Annotated in this window: 15 protein-coding genes; 5 read left to right on the top strand and 10 right to left on the bottom strand. The window is 54.0% G+C overall.

Annotated features, from left to right (window positions below):
• Positions 1-2: 2 nt before the first annotated feature.
• The 3 genes from ACFQI7_RS07705 to ACFQI7_RS07715 are packed head-to-tail and all read right to left on the bottom strand — an operon-like array spanning position 3 to position 3365.
• Positions 3-1514 carry an ABC transporter substrate-binding protein gene (locus ACFQI7_RS07705; protein WP_218098679.1) on the bottom strand — a complete coding sequence of 504 codons (1512 nt, stop codon included), beginning with the start codon at positions 1512-1514 and terminating at the stop codon, positions 3-5.
• Between the two features lie 37 nt (positions 1515-1551).
• The gene (locus ACFQI7_RS07710) at positions 1552-2394 is read right to left on the bottom strand and encodes a carbohydrate ABC transporter permease (protein ID WP_218098680.1); all 843 of its coding nucleotides are present in this window, start codon (positions 2392-2394) and stop codon (positions 1552-1554) included.
• Entirely contained in the window at positions 2391-3365 is a 975-nt protein-coding gene (locus tag ACFQI7_RS07715; protein WP_218098681.1) for a carbohydrate ABC transporter permease, read from the bottom strand. Before ACFQI7_RS07715 ends, ACFQI7_RS07710 begins: the two co-directional genes overlap by 4 nt.
• Before the next feature lie 282 nt (positions 3366-3647).
• On the opposite strand from ACFQI7_RS07715, the gene ACFQI7_RS07720 reads away from it, so the two are divergent.
• Genes ACFQI7_RS07720 through ACFQI7_RS07735 form a run of 4 tightly spaced genes read left to right on the top strand, consistent with a single transcriptional unit; the run spans position 3648 to position 5155 of the window.
• The gene (locus ACFQI7_RS07720; RefSeq protein WP_218098682.1) at positions 3648-4130 is read left to right on the top strand and encodes an Hsp20/alpha crystallin family protein; all 483 of its coding nucleotides are present in this window, start codon (positions 3648-3650) and stop codon (positions 4128-4130) included.
• Positions 4131-4141: 11 nt separating this feature from the next.
• Positions 4142-4366, top strand: coding sequence for a hypothetical protein (locus tag ACFQI7_RS07725; RefSeq protein ID WP_218098683.1), 225 nt, complete (start codon positions 4142-4144; stop codon positions 4364-4366).
• A complete protein-coding gene (gene gerPC, locus ACFQI7_RS07730; protein ID WP_377516758.1) occupies positions 4366-4794 on the top strand; it encodes a spore germination protein GerPC in 429 nt (142 codons plus the stop codon). The genes ACFQI7_RS07725 and gerPC overlap by 1 nt, the downstream gene beginning before the upstream one ends.
• A gap of 40 nt (positions 4795-4834) precedes the next feature.
• Positions 4835-5155 carry a hypothetical protein gene (locus ACFQI7_RS07735; RefSeq protein ID WP_218098685.1) on the top strand — a complete coding sequence of 107 codons (321 nt, stop codon included), beginning with the start codon at positions 4835-4837 and terminating at the stop codon, positions 5153-5155.
• A gap of 7 nt (positions 5156-5162) precedes the next feature.
• Here the strand turns inward: ACFQI7_RS07735 and ACFQI7_RS07740 are convergent, their stop codons facing one another.
• From ACFQI7_RS07740 to ACFQI7_RS07765, 6 genes are all read right to left on the bottom strand, one after another.
• Positions 5163-5660, bottom strand: coding sequence for a hypothetical protein (locus ACFQI7_RS07740; RefSeq protein ID WP_218098686.1), 498 nt, complete (start codon positions 5658-5660; stop codon positions 5163-5165).
• Between the two features lie 13 nt (positions 5661-5673).
• Entirely contained in the window at positions 5674-6027 is a 354-nt protein-coding gene (locus tag ACFQI7_RS07745; RefSeq protein WP_230414872.1) for a hypothetical protein, read from the bottom strand.
• Between the two features lie 54 nt (positions 6028-6081).
• Positions 6082-7584, bottom strand: coding sequence for a pectate lyase (gene pelA / locus ACFQI7_RS07750; RefSeq protein ID WP_218098687.1), 1503 nt, complete (start codon positions 7582-7584; stop codon positions 6082-6084).
• Positions 7585-8031: 447 nt separating this feature from the next.
• Positions 8032-9339, bottom strand: a complete 1308-nt coding sequence (locus ACFQI7_RS07755; RefSeq protein ID WP_218098688.1) for a sulfatase family protein — start codon at positions 9337-9339, stop codon at positions 8032-8034.
• 6 nt (positions 9340-9345) lie between these two features.
• Positions 9346-10851, bottom strand: coding sequence for a sulfatase-like hydrolase/transferase (locus ACFQI7_RS07760; protein ID WP_218098689.1), 1506 nt, complete (start codon positions 10849-10851; stop codon positions 9346-9348).
• A 42-nt stretch (positions 10852-10893) separates the two neighbouring features.
• Positions 10894-12228: an ABC transporter substrate-binding protein gene (locus tag ACFQI7_RS07765; protein WP_218098690.1), complete on the bottom strand. Its 1335-nt coding sequence runs from the start codon at positions 12226-12228 to the stop codon at positions 10894-10896.
• Between the two features lie 388 nt (positions 12229-12616).
• Between ACFQI7_RS07765 and ACFQI7_RS07770 the strand changes: the two genes are divergently transcribed.
• Positions 12617-14206, top strand: coding sequence for a sensor domain-containing diguanylate cyclase (locus tag ACFQI7_RS07770; RefSeq protein WP_218098691.1), 1590 nt, complete (start codon positions 12617-12619; stop codon positions 14204-14206).
• A gap of 77 nt (positions 14207-14283) precedes the next feature.
• On the opposite strand, the gene ACFQI7_RS07775 is transcribed toward ACFQI7_RS07770, so the two are convergent.
• Positions 14284-14787 (bottom strand): DinB family protein, encoded by a 504-nt coding sequence (locus ACFQI7_RS07775; protein ID WP_218098692.1) that lies wholly within the window; start codon positions 14785-14787, stop codon positions 14284-14286.
• Positions 14788-15087 lie beyond the last annotated feature (300 nt).

Here is a 15087-nt window from a genome sequence, read left to right on the forward strand (position 1 = left end):
GTTTATTTCAACGCTTTGTAGTCATCGGCCGTATAATCTTTTTTCGGGTCCCAGTTCGGAAATTTGAAATCGCCTAGACTGACGCTGCCGCCCGCCGATTTTACTTTATTCACGGCTTCTTCCAGTCCTTTGTTTAACTTGTCGTTGTACGCTTTGAGCAGACCGGCCGCATCCTTTTGCGCCCCTGACAGGACGGATTGCAAAATGTCGTTGAAGCCCGGTTTCACTTTCGGCTGGTCGAGCGAGCCGAGTTCGACGATGACTTTGGCGGTTTGCGCATTTCTCACCGCATAATCCGGTCTCACTCTCAATAGATCTTTATGAAGCTGCATAAACGTATTGAACTCGGGATACGGGTACAGCGATTTATTATTATTGATACTGTCGATCGGCGTAAGCGCCACGCCGCTTTTCAGATAGCGATCGTAGAACATTGGGGCCGTAAAGCCGTTCTCGAGGAAAGTGCCGACTTCCTTCGGATGCTTCGTCTTCGACGAAATCATATAACCGGTCGGGTTGACCGGGACGTAGTAATAGGTCGGCTTGCTGCCGTCCGGCGTCGGTACCTGGGCCAGGCCGAAGCTCGCTTCCGGCGTATCCCGCTTGACGATCCACATCCGGGCTCTGCCGTCGATCAGGAACGCCGCCTTCCCTTGACCGAACATGATCCCGGCTTCCGCTCCTTTCAAGGTAAAAGACGAAGGCAGAATGCTGCCGTCCTGCTTCAGCTTGAGCAAAAAATCGAACGAGTCGAGCATCGCCTTGGAATCGTAGGCGTACTCGCCCGTTTTGTAATTAAAGCCTCCTGCCGCCTCGGGAGACGTCCCCGCCGCCAAAGCGTTGACGAAGTTAACGACGCCGGAATTGCCGCCGGATTCGCCGCCTCCGAACACGACGCCATACACATCGCCTTTCCCTTTGGCCGTAATCGTCTTGGCCATTTCCCTCAGCTCGTCCCATGTTTTCGGCGGCTTCTCCGGATCGAGACCCGCTTGCTTCAATACGTCCTTGTTGTAATACAAGATCGAACCGAGCTGCGGGCCCGTAAGCGGCCAGCTGTACGTCTTTCCGTCGATCACGTTGACGCCCTCCACGAAACTTCCCGGGAAAAAGCGATTTTTCCAGCCTTCGGACACGAGCCCGTCGAAAGGAAGCACATGACCGTTCGCTACGAACGTGCGAATATCCGAGCTCGACGGCGTCTGGTATATATCCGGCATGTCGTTCGAGGAGATCGCCGCCTGAATCGCCGTATTGTATTCCGCTGCCGGCATAAACCGGGCTTCCACGCGAATCTGCCCTTTATATTTTCCATTGAACTCTTTGACCATTTGCTGTCCGGGACTTTCGTCGCCCTTCAGAAAGTCGCTCAAGCCCCATAAGGTGATGACCGCTTCTTTTCCGTCACCGGCCGCTGCGCCATTCCCATCCGCCGAACCTGAGCAGCCCACCGTCACGAGCAAAGCTGCGCCGATTGACCCGGCCAATAACGATTTTTTCCAGTTGTTTTTCATATCGCTCCATACCTCCGCATAATTCTTTTTGTCTCTGTTAAGCTTTTACCGCACCGGCAACGCCTTCGATAAAATATTTTTGCAGCAGCAGAAATACGATTAAGATCGGGATCAGCGAGATGCTGGCCGCCGCCGCCATTCCCGTCCAATCGAGCGTATTCTCCCCTACGAACTGAAACATGCCGACCCCAAGCGTACGCAGCTTCGGCTTCCCGAGCGTAAAGACGAGCGGCATCAGGAACGCGTTCCAGGTAAACATAAACTGCATGATCGCCGTCGTAGCGATAATCGGTTTGGAAAGGGGCAGCATAATTTGGACGAAGGTTCGTATAAAGCCGCTCCCGTCCACCTCGGCCGACTCCTCAAGCTCTTTGGGCAAGCCGCGGAAATAAGCAACGAACAATAATATAAACAGGACATGCGCCCCTCCGGCCTCCGCCAAAATGACGCCCCACAGCGTATTGTTCAAACCGAGCTGATTGACCAGTGTATAGATCGGAATGATCGTATAGCCTTTCGGCATGAACATGGTGGCGGTGATGGCCGAAATAAAGAACATTCTGCCCTTGAAGTTGTACCGTCCGACCGCGTAACCCGCCATCGAGCACACGACGATCACGATCGCGACGACCGCCACCGTGACGAGCACCGTGTTCCAGAAGTAAACGGAGAAATGCGCCGTTTCCCAGGCCCGCTTGAAATTCGCGAACTGAAATTGTTCCGGCCACAGTGAAATGCCAGAGCTGATATATTCTTTGTTTGTTTTGAATGCAGCCATAATCATCCATACGAACGGATAAATCCAGACGATCCCCAGCCCGATCAGCAGCAGATGGACGAGCAGGATTAGCGGCGAACGTTTGATATTTTGTTTTGTCATGTTGTTTCCTCCCTCGGGCCTTTCCCTGCTTTGCGTCCCCCGGCACGTTTCGCGAGCAAACCGAGGACGAGCGATATGACCATGACGACGATGCCGTACAAGACGCCTGCCGCCGATGCGAAGCCGACCCGCGCTTCCCCTTTGCCGGAAAAGGCGTAGCGGTATATATACACGTCGACCATATCCGTCTTGAACGCCGGCCCGCCGTCCGTCATCGCTTTGACGAGGTCGAACACATGCAGCGCATTGACCGCCGACATCAGCAGAATCACGCTCCCGACGGGCAAAAGCAGCGGGATCGTAATGTAACGCAGCATTTGCAGCGGACCCGCTCCGTCGATTTTCGCCGCTTCGAACACTTCTTTCGGCAGCGATTGAATGCCGGCCAGCCAATAGATCAGCTTCATCCCGAAGCTTTTCCATATGCCTACCAGCACAACGACCAGAAACGCCGTATCGACCGAGCCGAGCCAATCGATGGGGGTGCTTAGCAGTCCAATCCGAATGAGCACCTCGTTGACAAGCCCCTTGTAGGCGCCGAAGATGAAGCGCATCACCAAACCGACAACCGCCGTCGTCGTTACGACCGGCAGGAAATAGATCATGCGGTAAAAGGCCTTTCCTCGAAGCCAACCGACATTAAGCAGCAGCGCCAACAGCAGTGCCAACGGCACCTGAATGAGGACAACGTACAGCATGAACGTCAAGCTGTTGCGGAACGCATTCCAGAAGATCGGATCCAGAAGCGTCTCCTTGAAATTGGTGAAGCCGACATAATCTTTAAGCGGGCCGAATCCGCTCCAGTTGAAAAAGGCATATACATAACTCATGATGATCGGGTACAACGTGAAGAGTAAAAATAATACGAGCTGCGGCGCAATGAACAATAAGCACCATAACTGCCTGCGCGTCCGATGATGCACACGCTCCCGCTTCCCATGGGCCGTCTTTCTTTCCAATACGTAAGCCATCAGATGTCTCCTTCCCCTTCGAGCAAGTAATACAAAAAAAAGACGCAGCTCCACTATGGGAAGCGCGTCTCCGGCGGTCCGGTCAACTGCACATTTAATCACTTTAATTCCAATATGTTTTATCGGATTTGATTATATAGGGTATGGTAGCACCGACGTCGCTTGTTTGTCAATACAAAGTTTTGGATCAACTTTTGGGTCCGACGTCTGGAACCGCTGCACAATAATTTTTATAAAAAGTCATCACCGCTTATACAAATAAGGCGGAGCCTTCACATATAAATGGTAATGAACCCTTGGAAAGCGGTGATGGCGATGGAGGACAAAGAGCGGCAAAATCCGATGATCGACTGGAATTCGTTCCATAAACAGGCCGGCGAGGTGCTGGGAGAACAGTTTTGGCAGGACATCGCCGGCCTGATTCCGAATACGGGTCCGCGCATCGATATATATTATACAGCCGGCTCTGTCGTTGTATTGGCCGAGATTCCAGGACTGACATCTCCGAATGATATCGACATTCACCTGGAGGGACAAACGCTTGTCGTGGAAGGGGATATCCCTCGTCTGTACCCGGTTACCGACAACCGGATTACCCAACAAGAGCGCTTCTTCGGAAGTTTCCGCCGCTCTCTTCCGATGCCGAAGCCTGTCTCCGCAAACGGAATTTATGCCCGTTATTCGCAAGGCTTGCTGATTGTCGAGCTGCAGATCGAGGAAGATTCGCGGCAACCGCCAATTCCGATCGATTTCAGCCAAGGGTAAGGGGGATCCACATGGTACGCATACAATTTCAAGATTTGCGGGTTGAAACCGTCTCCGGTTCATCGGGTATTTTCTCCGGCAGCAATAGCCAACATAAGTTCAAGCATGCGGCCAAACAAAATCAAGCTTTCGGTACGATCAGCGGAGAGTCGTGCATCGTCTCGGACGTGCAAGCTTCATTGGACGATCGCGACCGGATCGACATGCATAACGCCGGAAAGCCATCTCCCCGGTGATGCCGTTGTTTTGGAAAAAGAAGACCGTTCCCGATACGTCGGTTCGCGATTTGGAACGGCAGCTTCGCGATTTGAACGCCCAATTCCGCAGGCTGGAGGAGTCGCTCGAGCGGCTTTCCGCCAAAGCGCCGCAAATTACGATTGAAAATATACATATCCATCAGCCGGTAGTGGAAAAAATGGAATACCGCTTGGATGCTCTGGATATCGAGCATCTAAGCGGTTCGCTAAATCTCGGAAATAATTTCGGCGGAAAAACGCCCCCTGGCCCAGGCCCTTCAACGATGCCGCTGACGAAAAAGAAGGACGAAACCGTCCCCGCCGGCGGTTCCGCAACAACAAATGCCGCAGCGGATCGGCCGCCATCCGGCCATTCCGAGGCAGGGCTGCAATCCACGCCGACTGGCTTTCGGCTGAAGCGAAGCTAACGCACCCACACTATTATCCCGACGATCGGAGGGATTCGCCATGTCTTCTTTTTTATCGCCTCAATTTGTGATCGGCTCCATTCGCATTGGCTCGGTCGAAAACGCGGCCTGCATCAATATGGGCAATAACTGGCCGACCGGATTCGAGAGCCATCAGAAGCTGACCCAGGGCTTCGGTTCGGTCAGTGGCGACCGCAATGTCGTCTCCGGGATTCGTTCGCTGCTGAACGACTCCGATTTTCTCGACATGCTCAACATTACGGACGCCGAAGTGCCGGATTGGCTGCAAAAAGCGATCCTCTCGGCCGGCGGAGCGGCTGCGAAAGCAGCCGAGCCCGATATCGGCAAAGGCCCGGCGTAACGAAGATTTATCCTATGCCGCTCCCGAATATTTTGCTTTCCGAACGTACAGGGCTGTCGATGATATCGTTGTCCTGGATCAGATTGGCGATATGCTTCAAACGGTTGAGCCCGATATTTTTGCCGGTGCCGTAATTGTTTTTATGCATGCCGCTCCATGCGGCCTGCATGTTCTCTCCGACGTCGATCGCCGAACCGTTGCTCACCGTATTCGTATGGATCGAATGAAAGACGATGTCGCATTGCTGCTGCAAGCCGCTGCCGGACACCGCCGCTACTTGCTTGCAATCTTGAACAGGCATATCGCTGATGTCCTGATCGTAGACGACGTTGACTGTATGGGCGACGTTCGCATCCTGAACGCTGCCAAGCCCTTGATTGCTCTTGCTGTAGGCGCTCCAGCCAACCGCATAATTGGTCCCGACGAAAATGCCCGATGTATTTTCGATGGAAGTTACGACGAGCTTGTTGAATACAACGTACGCATTCTGACACGTTTGGGTCAAACGGAACGCCTCCTCAGACGGTCTGATTTTGGAAGCTCGGCGTATTTTGCACGTCGCTGATCGGCGAATCGACCAGATCGCTGTCCAGCACATTGTTGACGATATTCGTCTCGATATTGACGCCGTACATGTTCCCGTTGCCGAAGTTATTTTTGCCGTGTTGAGCCCAGCCGGGCTGAGCGACCTCTCCTACGGATACGACGCCACCGCGGTTCAACGTATTGACATTGATTGCTACGAACGTAATCGTAACGGCCAAGCTGCTCCCCCCCTGACAAATGCCTATAATCGTATTGTATTCCGCCCCGATTCGAACGTTACAAATATTCCCGCTGCTCGCTTCACCCGTCCTATCCGTCGATGACAACGACGAAATCCTTTTTCATTTAGGCAAACTGCTGCCAGTGACATCGCGATAACCTTATTTCGCTTTATCCGGCTTCCCTATGACCTTCAGTTCCCCCATCCGCAGCGTCTGCCCGCCGGCGTCTTTGGAATTTTCGGCGACGATCCGGGCATAGACGCGATTTTCATAGTATCCCGTCGATTTGGCTACACCTAGCAGCGGCAGCGGCCATGTGCCGCCCCAAGCGTACCCGTTACGCCGTTCGTCTTCGATTTCCAGCACGCTGTACTTGATCACGCCGTCCCGGCCGGAAAACATGCCTTTATTCGTGCCGATTTCGTAGAACCGGTACCACGTAGAGCTGTTCTGCGCAGGAACGAAGTTGTTGCCGCTTGGCGTCTTCTCCCACTTCGTATCTTTGATGCGCGCCGTTTCAAACCATTGCAGCGCCGCGTCGATTGCCTTGCGCGCTTCATCCGATGGATTCGGAATCGACATCAAATATTTCACGATCGCTGCCGACTCCGAGCCGGAAATGGAAGGATGCTCGTAATCTCTTCCTTTGCGCGGTTCGTACGTAACCGGATCATGCTGCGCGCACCACGCCGTCAGCACGCCGTTCGCTTTGATTTGCGACTTCACGATGTAGTCGGTGGCACGATCCAGAGACTTCTGAATTTTGCTCTTTCGCTCGGCATCGACCGCATCCGTATCGAACGGATAATGGCCCTGCCCGATAAACTGCAGCACCTCCACGACGCGCATCATCGCGTTATCGTTAAACGTCACATAGTCGGAATAATTGCCTCTGGCCGGATACACTTGCGGCCAGCCGCCGCTCGGGTATTGCATGGTCAGCAAAAAATCGATGCCTTTGCGCACCGCTTCTTTATATTTTGCCTCTTTGGTCTCGTTGTACATGAGCGACAAAAACAGCAGCTCGTTCGTCGTCCCATCGTTGTCGATCGTTCCGAGGTCACCACCGCTTTTCGAGCGCCATGTCGATTTCGGGCCGCTGCTCCACGGCTGTTTGCTCCGTTCCTCCAGCGCTTTGTCCCAGCCCCCCTCTGCCGTCTGCCATGTGAGCAGGTTGTCGGCGCGCTTCCGGTCGGCCGCCTCGTTACCGGTATAATATTTGGCGGTCAGCAGCGGAATTTTCCGCGGGTCTTTCACCGCTGGCCTCGGCATCGTCGCATCGGGATTCAGCTTCTCCTCAATGTCGAATACGGCAACCGTGCGGCTGTCCGCATCAACGCGGGTGCTCGTTTTCTGGACTGTCAGAAACCGGGTCAGCTTCGGATCAAGCTCGCTCCACGTCCCTGCTGCCGCCACGAGCGAAATATCTTTCGGGTCGAAGCCGGCCAGCTTGCCGCTGAACGTAACTTCTACCGTACTTGCGCCGACCGCTTCCGCCTTGACGATCTGCAGCGGCTGCTTCGCTCCGACGGCCGCCGCGCCGCCGGTTTCCAGTGAAGCCGTGCCTTGGCATGCCGCCGCCGTCAAGGAGACAAGCAGCAGCGCGCCGATCCATTTGGCTGCACGCAGCGTGTGCGTCACTTGTTCTGTTCTTCTTCTCACATGACCGCCCCTATTCATCGCGTCGTTTGTACGCACTCTCTCTGCAAACCCTTTCATTTTTCCCGCTGCAGAACATGCCCGCTGCGAACGCTTGAGTTGCTGTTGCTTTTGTAACTTTCGAGTGTACATCCATTATAAAGTACATTTTGCAGCAAATCTTTATGGAACGACGTCGTTTTCGGGCAAAAGTTTCAATTCTTTGTCCTTTTTGGAGCGCCTTCATGCCCTTGCCGTGCAGCGGTGGTTAGAAAGGCCGATAGCGTTACCTATTCCAACGCGCGCCGATCTTAGCCCGTTTCGGCGCTGCAAATCGGACGGTCACCCCTAGACAGAGACTATCCCATACGCGAAAAGCCTTCCCTTCGATTGCACAAAAAAAGCCTCCCGCTCCACGATGAACGTGGCAACGGGAGGCTGCGATTTTTAATGAAAAGCACTCCGTTTCGCTTACTCGAACTCATTCAGCTTCGGACTGATCGCGTCTCTCCGGTTCACCTTTGCCCCTTCCGGCACCGGCACTTTGCCGTGCAGCAGCGGGTCGCTGGTTTGCTCCATCCAGCTCTGCAATCGCGCGGACAAATCGCTGAAGACGGCTTTATACCGCGGATCGTTCACCAGATTGACGCGCTCGACCGGGTCGAGATGCAGGTCGAAGAGCATCTCGCGATCCCGCTTTTCCTCCAGCAGGCCGCTATCCAGCAGGAACGTTTTGCTTAAGCCGTCGTCGATGTTGGCGGGTACGTGCCCATCGTGATCGTCGTAGAGCCGGATGAACTTGTACCGTTCCGTGCGGATGCAGCGCATCGGTTCATAGGCGGCATGGAACGTCACTTCCGAGAAGATTTCGTCTCTTACCTTCTCCGCTTCGCCGCTTAGGAGCGGCAGCAGCGACGTTCCTTGCAGCCAGGAAGGTCTCTCCAGCGAGAGCAGATCACAGATCGTCGGGAACAGATCGATGTGCGACACGAGCGAATCGATCACCCGGCCGTTCGCCGGATGGCCCGGCACTTTCAGTATGAGCGATACGCCGATCCCCGTATCGAACAGATTGCATTTCATCCGCGGAAAAGCGATGCCGTGATCCGTCGTATAAATGATCAGCGTATCCCGCTCCAGTCCCGTCTCCTTGAGCGCATCGAGCACAATGCCCGCGCACCGGTCGGCAATGCGGGCCGAGCTGATGAAGGCGGCCGTATCTTCGCGGTTCTGCTTCGTATCTGGCAAAGGGTGCGGCGGCTGCACATAGTTCGGATTGACGCTGCCGTCCAGGTCGGGAAACTCCCGGTGCGTGCTGAACATCCCGAATGCAAGGAAGAACGGCCGGTCCGGCGAGCAGCCCCGGATGTATTCGGCGGCTCTCTTCGCGTTTTCTTCATCCCAAGCGCCGTCTTTTTTACTGCCGCCCGGGCTGTGCAGCACGCGGTCGTAACCGAGCGCTTCGGGCTGCTTTCCTTCGTGCTGGACGCCGCTCAGCACGGTCTCGAACCCGCGGTTTTTCAAGAACGCCGCCAGATGCTGACCCGGGTCGTGCAGCCGGAAGCCCCGGTGCGCCAGTCCGATCATGCCGTTCGAATGCGGCACCATGCCGGTAAGCAGCGCGGAACGGCTCGGCGAGCAGGTCGGCCCTGCATTGTACGCCTGACGGAACAATATGCCTTCTTCGGCGAATTGCTGCAGCCGGGGTGTCGGCACCAGGTACCCGTACGGCTCAATGTATCTCCCTGTATCGTGCGTATGTATATATACGATGTTCATGCAATCTCAGCCCCTCTCCATGCCGCCCGGAAATCCGCGCGGATCTTCGTTTGTCGGCACGACGTCCGACGTATGAATATACCAGTCGAGCAGCCGGGATTCGAGCTCCGCCTGTACCGCTCTATAGGCTTCCCGGGCGTATACGTTTTCCAGCTCTCTGGGATCGCTGCGCAGATCGTACAGCTCGCTCGTATCGGCGGTTCGACGAACGAGCTTGTAGTCGGCTGTTCGAATCATCGAAGCGCGGCATACGCTTTCCGGATGATCCTGCTGCTGCTTGCCCTTCGGGTAATAAATATGGCTCGTATCCCGGGCGATGCCGCCGAACATCCGCTGCGGATCCCCTTCGAAGCAGTGGGGCTCCCTTGTATCGTAACCGCCTTCGGCGAATGCAGCCCGTCCCGCATCGCCCGCCGCCCCGCGAAGCTGCGGAGCAAGCGACTTCGCGAAGTGATTGTGCTTAGCCTCAATGCCCGACAAATCCAGCACCGTCGCCATAATATCGAACAGCTCGACCTGCTCCTTCACGACATGGCCCGCCGTATTGCCGGGACTGCGAATAATGAGCGGCACTCGCGTCAGCGTATCGTCCAAGCCGCTCGGCCATTTCTCCACAAGCCCGTAATCCCCGGCCCAATCTCCGTGGTCGGATGCCACGATTACCGTCGTCGTCTCCGCCAAACCGCTCTCTTCCAGCGCCTGAAGCAGCTCGCCCAGGTAGTAGTCCGCATGGCTGATCATGCCGAGATATACCGCCTGAATTTTCTTGAAGAGATCCTCGTCCGCCCGGTTCAGCCGGCGGTATTCCCGAATGAGCCGGTAAAATCCCGGCTTGCCGTTCAAATCAGCCGGACGCAGCTCCGGCAGCGCGGCCGGATCGTAGAGATCATGGTACGGCTGCGGTGCCGCATACGGCGGATGCGGCATCGCCGTCGGCAAATAAAGAAAGAACGGGCCGTCCTGCGCCTGTGGGGAACGCAAAAAGTCGATCGCCTTCTTCATCTTGACGGCCGTTTCCGTTCCGGATTCGTCTCCTCCTCTCGGTTCGAACAAAAAGCTGTAAAACGCCGGATCGTCCGGTGCATACGGGTTGTCTTTCTTGAAATTCCCGCCATTTCCTGTTCGGCCTGAAGCTGTGTCACCTGCATCCGCCTTATTCGGCTCGCCCAATATTTCCCGGATATACTCCGGCGAATATAGATCGTTTTTACCGAACCATTCGATCCGGTAGCCGGCTTCTTTCAAATAACGGAACAAGCTCGGCTCGTGGGGCCGCAGCAAATGCCACAGTGTTCGGTGCCCTGCCGTATGCGGATACCATCCGGTCATCAAGCTGCAGCGGGACGGCGTGCAGACCGTGTGCTGAACATGGCACTGCTCGAACCTCACTCCCTCCCCGGCCAAACGATCCAGATGAGGCGTCCGGACAACCGGATGGCCGTAGCAGCCCAAGCTTTCGGCGCGCATTTCATCGGGAAAGAAAAATAAATAGTTCATTTTGGAATTCGACATGTCCTCCAACCTCTCCTCTGTATTGTTTCGTTGCGAGTGACTTTATTTTGCTCCGGCTTGCGCTCGGTCCGTGTTTTTCAAGGAGGCTATATCCTTATCTATATTGTCCGCGGCGTTGCGCAATGCCGTATTGACATCGACACGGCCTATGGCGACATCCTTGGCGGCTTCGTTCATCCGCTTGATCGCCACATCTTTATCGAACTCGCTCGGCGGATGAAGGAGGCGGGGCTTCGTCTTGAAAATATTCGCCGTCTGCTTGCCGGCCAAGCTATCGAGTTCCTTGCCGAATTCCTCGTCCAGCCGCGGGTTGTCGAGAACCGATTGGCGGCCCGCTCTGGAGATGATATTCTGCACCTCGTCCTGCAGCATCAGGCTCATGACTTGCCACGCCTGCTCCTGATGAGCGCCTAGCCTGGACAGCATCATCGAGTGAATATCGATTTCCCGCCCGGTACCGAGCGCTTCGGGAAAATTCGGAAGCGGCGCGACATCCCAACTGAGCGGGTTGCCCTGCTTGGCCAGCTCGTGCAAAGGGCCGATCAGTCCGCCGAGCCAATTGGGCAGCATCGCCAAATTGCGTTCCTGCATAAATGCTTTATTGCCGTAAGAATACCGGTCGTTGTCGCCGATGTAGCCCGGAATTTCATAAGATTCCTGTAACAGCCGGAACACTTTGACCCACGCTTCGCTGCCGACCGCCGCTTTTCCGCTTTTCGGATCGATTAACGGCAACGACAACCCTCGCGCGACATTCATCGGTTCCGTCAAGTCAATGCCGACATATTTCGTCCCGTTGTCCGTACGGGTCAATTGCCTGCCAAGCTTTAGCGCCTCATCCCACGTCAGCCCCTCTCTCGGATACTCCATGCCGAACTTGTCGAATACATCTTTATTATAAAATAAAGCAGCGGTGTTTAACGAGAACGGAAGAGCAATCAACTGTTGGTTGCCGGAATACAGCCGAATCGAATCCGTAATGACCGGCTTGATCCGGCTCAGATCGAATGCGTCCTTCTTGATGACATCATCCAAGCCTTGAACGACATCCAAACTAAGGAAGCGGAAATACGACGGGTTGCTCGTAAAAATAATATCGGGAAATGTACCGGCCGCCAGTAGTTCCTCCGGCGTCGCGCCTTTTTCGTCCGCAATCAATCGCAACGTGTATTGCGGGTATTTCTTTTGGACCGGATCGACGAAAAACGTCTGAAATTCGGTATCGGTCAAATTCAATCCGGATTTGTACACGGTAATCGTCGCAGGCGCGTCTTTCGCACTGACCGCCGTCAAATTCGGTACGGATTCGCCGCCGCAGCCTAGGATGGGCACCATGATCCCTGTCATCATCAAACCGGCCGATATCGTTTTGAACATAAAAACCACCGCCTCTTCATTTTCATTATTCTCATATGTTTACTTGGTATAATTCCAAAAAAAAATAACGCTCATGCTTCCCGCTTCGTTGAGACGTGCTGTTCCGTATCTGATCGAATCCTTGCCGATCGAACGAAAAAAGACGCTATCCTCAGCGGGATAACGTCTCCAATGGATTGGTCGACATTAAGTTTTGTTGTTTCAAACATTTCGTTGTGATTTACTTGATTGGATCGTAGCATCGAGCAGATTCATTGTCAACATTTTTTTAAAAGCAGTCCGTCCCATTATGTCTGTTCGTTTCGCATGATTTTTGTAAAATATTAGAGGAAATTAGCGAATTATGTCGAATGTATAGAGACGATAACGCCATATGGGAGAACAAGCGATGATCCTTCAAAAAGGCAACCGCAGAATCCGGCTTGTATATTTGTTAACGGGCCTCGTATTTATATCCATACTCGGAACTTCGTTGGTGCAAATTTTCGCCGCGTATCGGGCTGAAAAGCTTTCGCTTTACGAAACGACGCTCGGAATGAACCACGAAAGCGCGCAAAAAATGGCCGTAACGATGAACACGCTTTTTTTGACGATGAAAAACAGCCTGCGCGTCACGGCCGCTCAACTAGAAGTCGAACAACCCGAGATTTTGCAAAAACAACTGAATCTTTTTACGGAGAGCAGCGGTTACTTCAACTCCGTCATTTATGTGGATAAAACCGGCACGCTTCGCGCGATATCACCGGTAACATCGGGCAACACGGGACTCGCGCTGACTTCCGAAGCGGTAACAAACGCCCTGGAGCTTCGCATGCCGACCATATCGAAGCCGTATTTAAGCACGACCGACCGGCTCATCGTTCTGATGACGAACCCGATTTACAATGCCCGGGGGGAATATATCGGATTTTTGGGCGGAACGATCTACTTGCGCGAACCGAATGTACTGAACGGCATATTCGGCACGAATGTTTTCAGCGAATCCGGATCTTATGTATTCGTCGTCGACGGGTCAGGCAATATTATATACCATCCCGATCAAAGCCGGCTTGGAGATAATGTGAATGGCAATTCGGTCGTTGAAAAATTAATGCAAGGACGGCACGGAGAAGAACTCGTCGTCAATTCGAAGGGCATCTCGTTTTTGTCCGGCTACGCGAGCTCCAGCGAGAACGGTTGGGGCATCGTCGTCCAGACGCCGCTCTCGGAAATCGAGTCCATCTCGCTCAAGCTTATCGCGAATATGCTGTTGTACTCGTTGCCGCTGTTCATCATCATTCTGATCATCACGTTCTGGCTCGCCAAAACGTTGGCCGCTCCGTTCTCTTCGCTGACGGATATCGCACGGGATTTACTGAATGGCAAACGATACGACCGTTTTCTGAAAGCGAATCATTGGAACTACGAAGCGCATCACCTGAATAAAACGATATTGCTGGCGATCGAAGCGTTCCAAAAGCAGGAGGAGCATCTGTACAGCGAAGCGCAGACGGATTCGTTGACCGGTCTTGCCAACCGCCGGACGCTTGATGCCCGGATCGAGCAATGGGTGCAGGAAGGTATGTCTTTCTCCGTAATAGCGATGGACATCGATGATTTCAAAAAAATCAACGATACCTACGGACATGCGGCCGGCGACGAAGTGCTGAAATTGCTCGCCAAAATTATGGTGTCGTCGACGCGAAAAGAAGACTGCTGCTGCCGAATCGGAGGCGAGGAATTCGTCGTGCTGCAGCCCGATATGCCGGTCGACGCCGCTTACAAGACTGCGGAAAAAATTCGTCAAAAGCTGCGAATTGAAGATAATCCGACCGGTCTGCCCGTCACGATCTCGCTGGGGGTAGCATCGTACCCTGTCAGTGCTGCAAGCGCGAAAGATGCGCTTCGATGTGCCGATTCGGCGCTCTATGCCGCCAAGCGAAGCGGCAAGAACCGAACGGTAAAGTATACGGGGTCCGGCTTCAGCGAGGATTGTTGACCCCTGAATGAAAGCGAGCACTTCCCGCCAAATGACCTGGCGAGAAGTGCTCGTTATCTTTTGTATAAAGAATGCAGCTATACGACGGGGGCTTCCATGTTCATGAGCGCCCACTCCTCGCGGGATGGCCCGTATACGCCGGGAACTGCAAGGCCCGCCTGACGCATCAGCACGGTCATCTGGCCGCGATGGTGGGTTTGATGGCTCATGATGATCGATAGCGTCAATCCGTTCGGCCATTGTTCCCCGAACATATTGCGCACTTCTAGCAGCGAAGCGTCGGTCCATTGCTTCTTGACCGCTTCCGCGAAAGCCGCGCTCGCAGTCCGGTAGCTGTCGGCAATCACTTGCGCAGAAGCAGGCAGCGCCGCATCCTGGCCTGGAGCGTCGAATTCGAGTCCCGCATGGGATGCCATGTCGTGCACGGAAGTAACGATATGCCAGGCGATGCGCCCCAGCGTCCGGTCTTTCGGCGAAACTTCCTGAGACAGCGATGCATCGGTCAGCGCATCAAGTATTTTCTGGGTGGACGCACTCTCCACTTTCCAACTTTGCTCAAACTCTTGAATGGAATGAATCATGTCAAAACCTCCTTGATTGGGCATATGGATTAAGTTTCCCATTTCCATATTATTGATTCGACACGAACGTATTTTCTCCTTCTTGAGAGGATTCATTTCTGCCTTGTTTATCCAAATTTTACTTCCCAACAGCCCAAATAAAAAAAACGTCCGGGTCAGGACGATCCTGTCGCGTGCTTTTCCATACGTTTACGCCTGGGAGGGATGGGTATGGGAGTCCAGCCGCTGTTAAAATCGTGTGGTTTTGAATTAGACTAGCGGTAATCTCACGATTTTAAAGGTCGGCTGCATACCCGAGCA

It is taken from the genome of Paenibacillus allorhizosphaerae, from assembly GCF_042659105.1.
Taxonomy (GTDB): domain Bacteria; phylum Bacillota; class Bacilli; order Paenibacillales; family NBRC-103111; genus Paenibacillus_G; species Paenibacillus_G allorhizosphaerae.

Excerpts from the sequence above, each read along its gene's own strand:
- ACFQI7_RS07735 (WP_218098685.1), top strand. The coding sequence starts at position 4,835 with ATGTCTTCTTTTTTATCGCCTCAATTTGTGATCGGCTCCATTCGCATT.
- ACFQI7_RS07705 (WP_218098679.1), bottom strand. The coding sequence starts at position 1,514 with ATGAAAAACAACTGGAAAAAATCGTTATTGGCCGGGTCAATCGGCGCA.
- ACFQI7_RS07770 (WP_218098691.1), top strand. The coding sequence starts at position 12,617 with ATGATCCTTCAAAAAGGCAACCGCAGAATCCGGCTTGTATATTTGTTA.
- ACFQI7_RS07765 (WP_218098690.1), bottom strand. The coding sequence starts at position 12,228 with ATGTTCAAAACGATATCGGCCGGTTTGATGATGACAGGGATCATGGTG.
- ACFQI7_RS07725 (WP_218098683.1), top strand. The coding sequence starts at position 4,142 with ATGGTACGCATACAATTTCAAGATTTGCGGGTTGAAACCGTCTCCGGT.
- ACFQI7_RS07775 (WP_218098692.1), bottom strand. The coding sequence starts at position 14,787 with ATGATTCATTCCATTCAAGAGTTTGAGCAAAGTTGGAAAGTGGAGAGT.
- ACFQI7_RS07755 (WP_218098688.1), bottom strand. The coding sequence starts at position 9,339 with ATGAACATCGTATATATACATACGCACGATACAGGGAGATACATTGAG.
- ACFQI7_RS07715 (WP_218098681.1), bottom strand. The coding sequence starts at position 3,365 with ATGGCTTACGTATTGGAAAGAAAGACGGCCCATGGGAAGCGGGAGCGT.
- ACFQI7_RS07720 (WP_218098682.1), top strand. The coding sequence starts at position 3,648 with ATGGTAATGAACCCTTGGAAAGCGGTGATGGCGATGGAGGACAAAGAG.
- ACFQI7_RS07710 (WP_218098680.1), bottom strand. The coding sequence starts at position 2,394 with ATGACAAAACAAAATATCAAACGTTCGCCGCTAATCCTGCTCGTCCAT.
- gerPC (WP_377516758.1), top strand. The coding sequence starts at position 4,366 with ATGCCGTTGTTTTGGAAAAAGAAGACCGTTCCCGATACGTCGGTTCGC.
- ACFQI7_RS07760 (WP_218098689.1), bottom strand. The coding sequence starts at position 10,851 with ATGTCGAATTCCAAAATGAACTATTTATTTTTCTTTCCCGATGAAATG.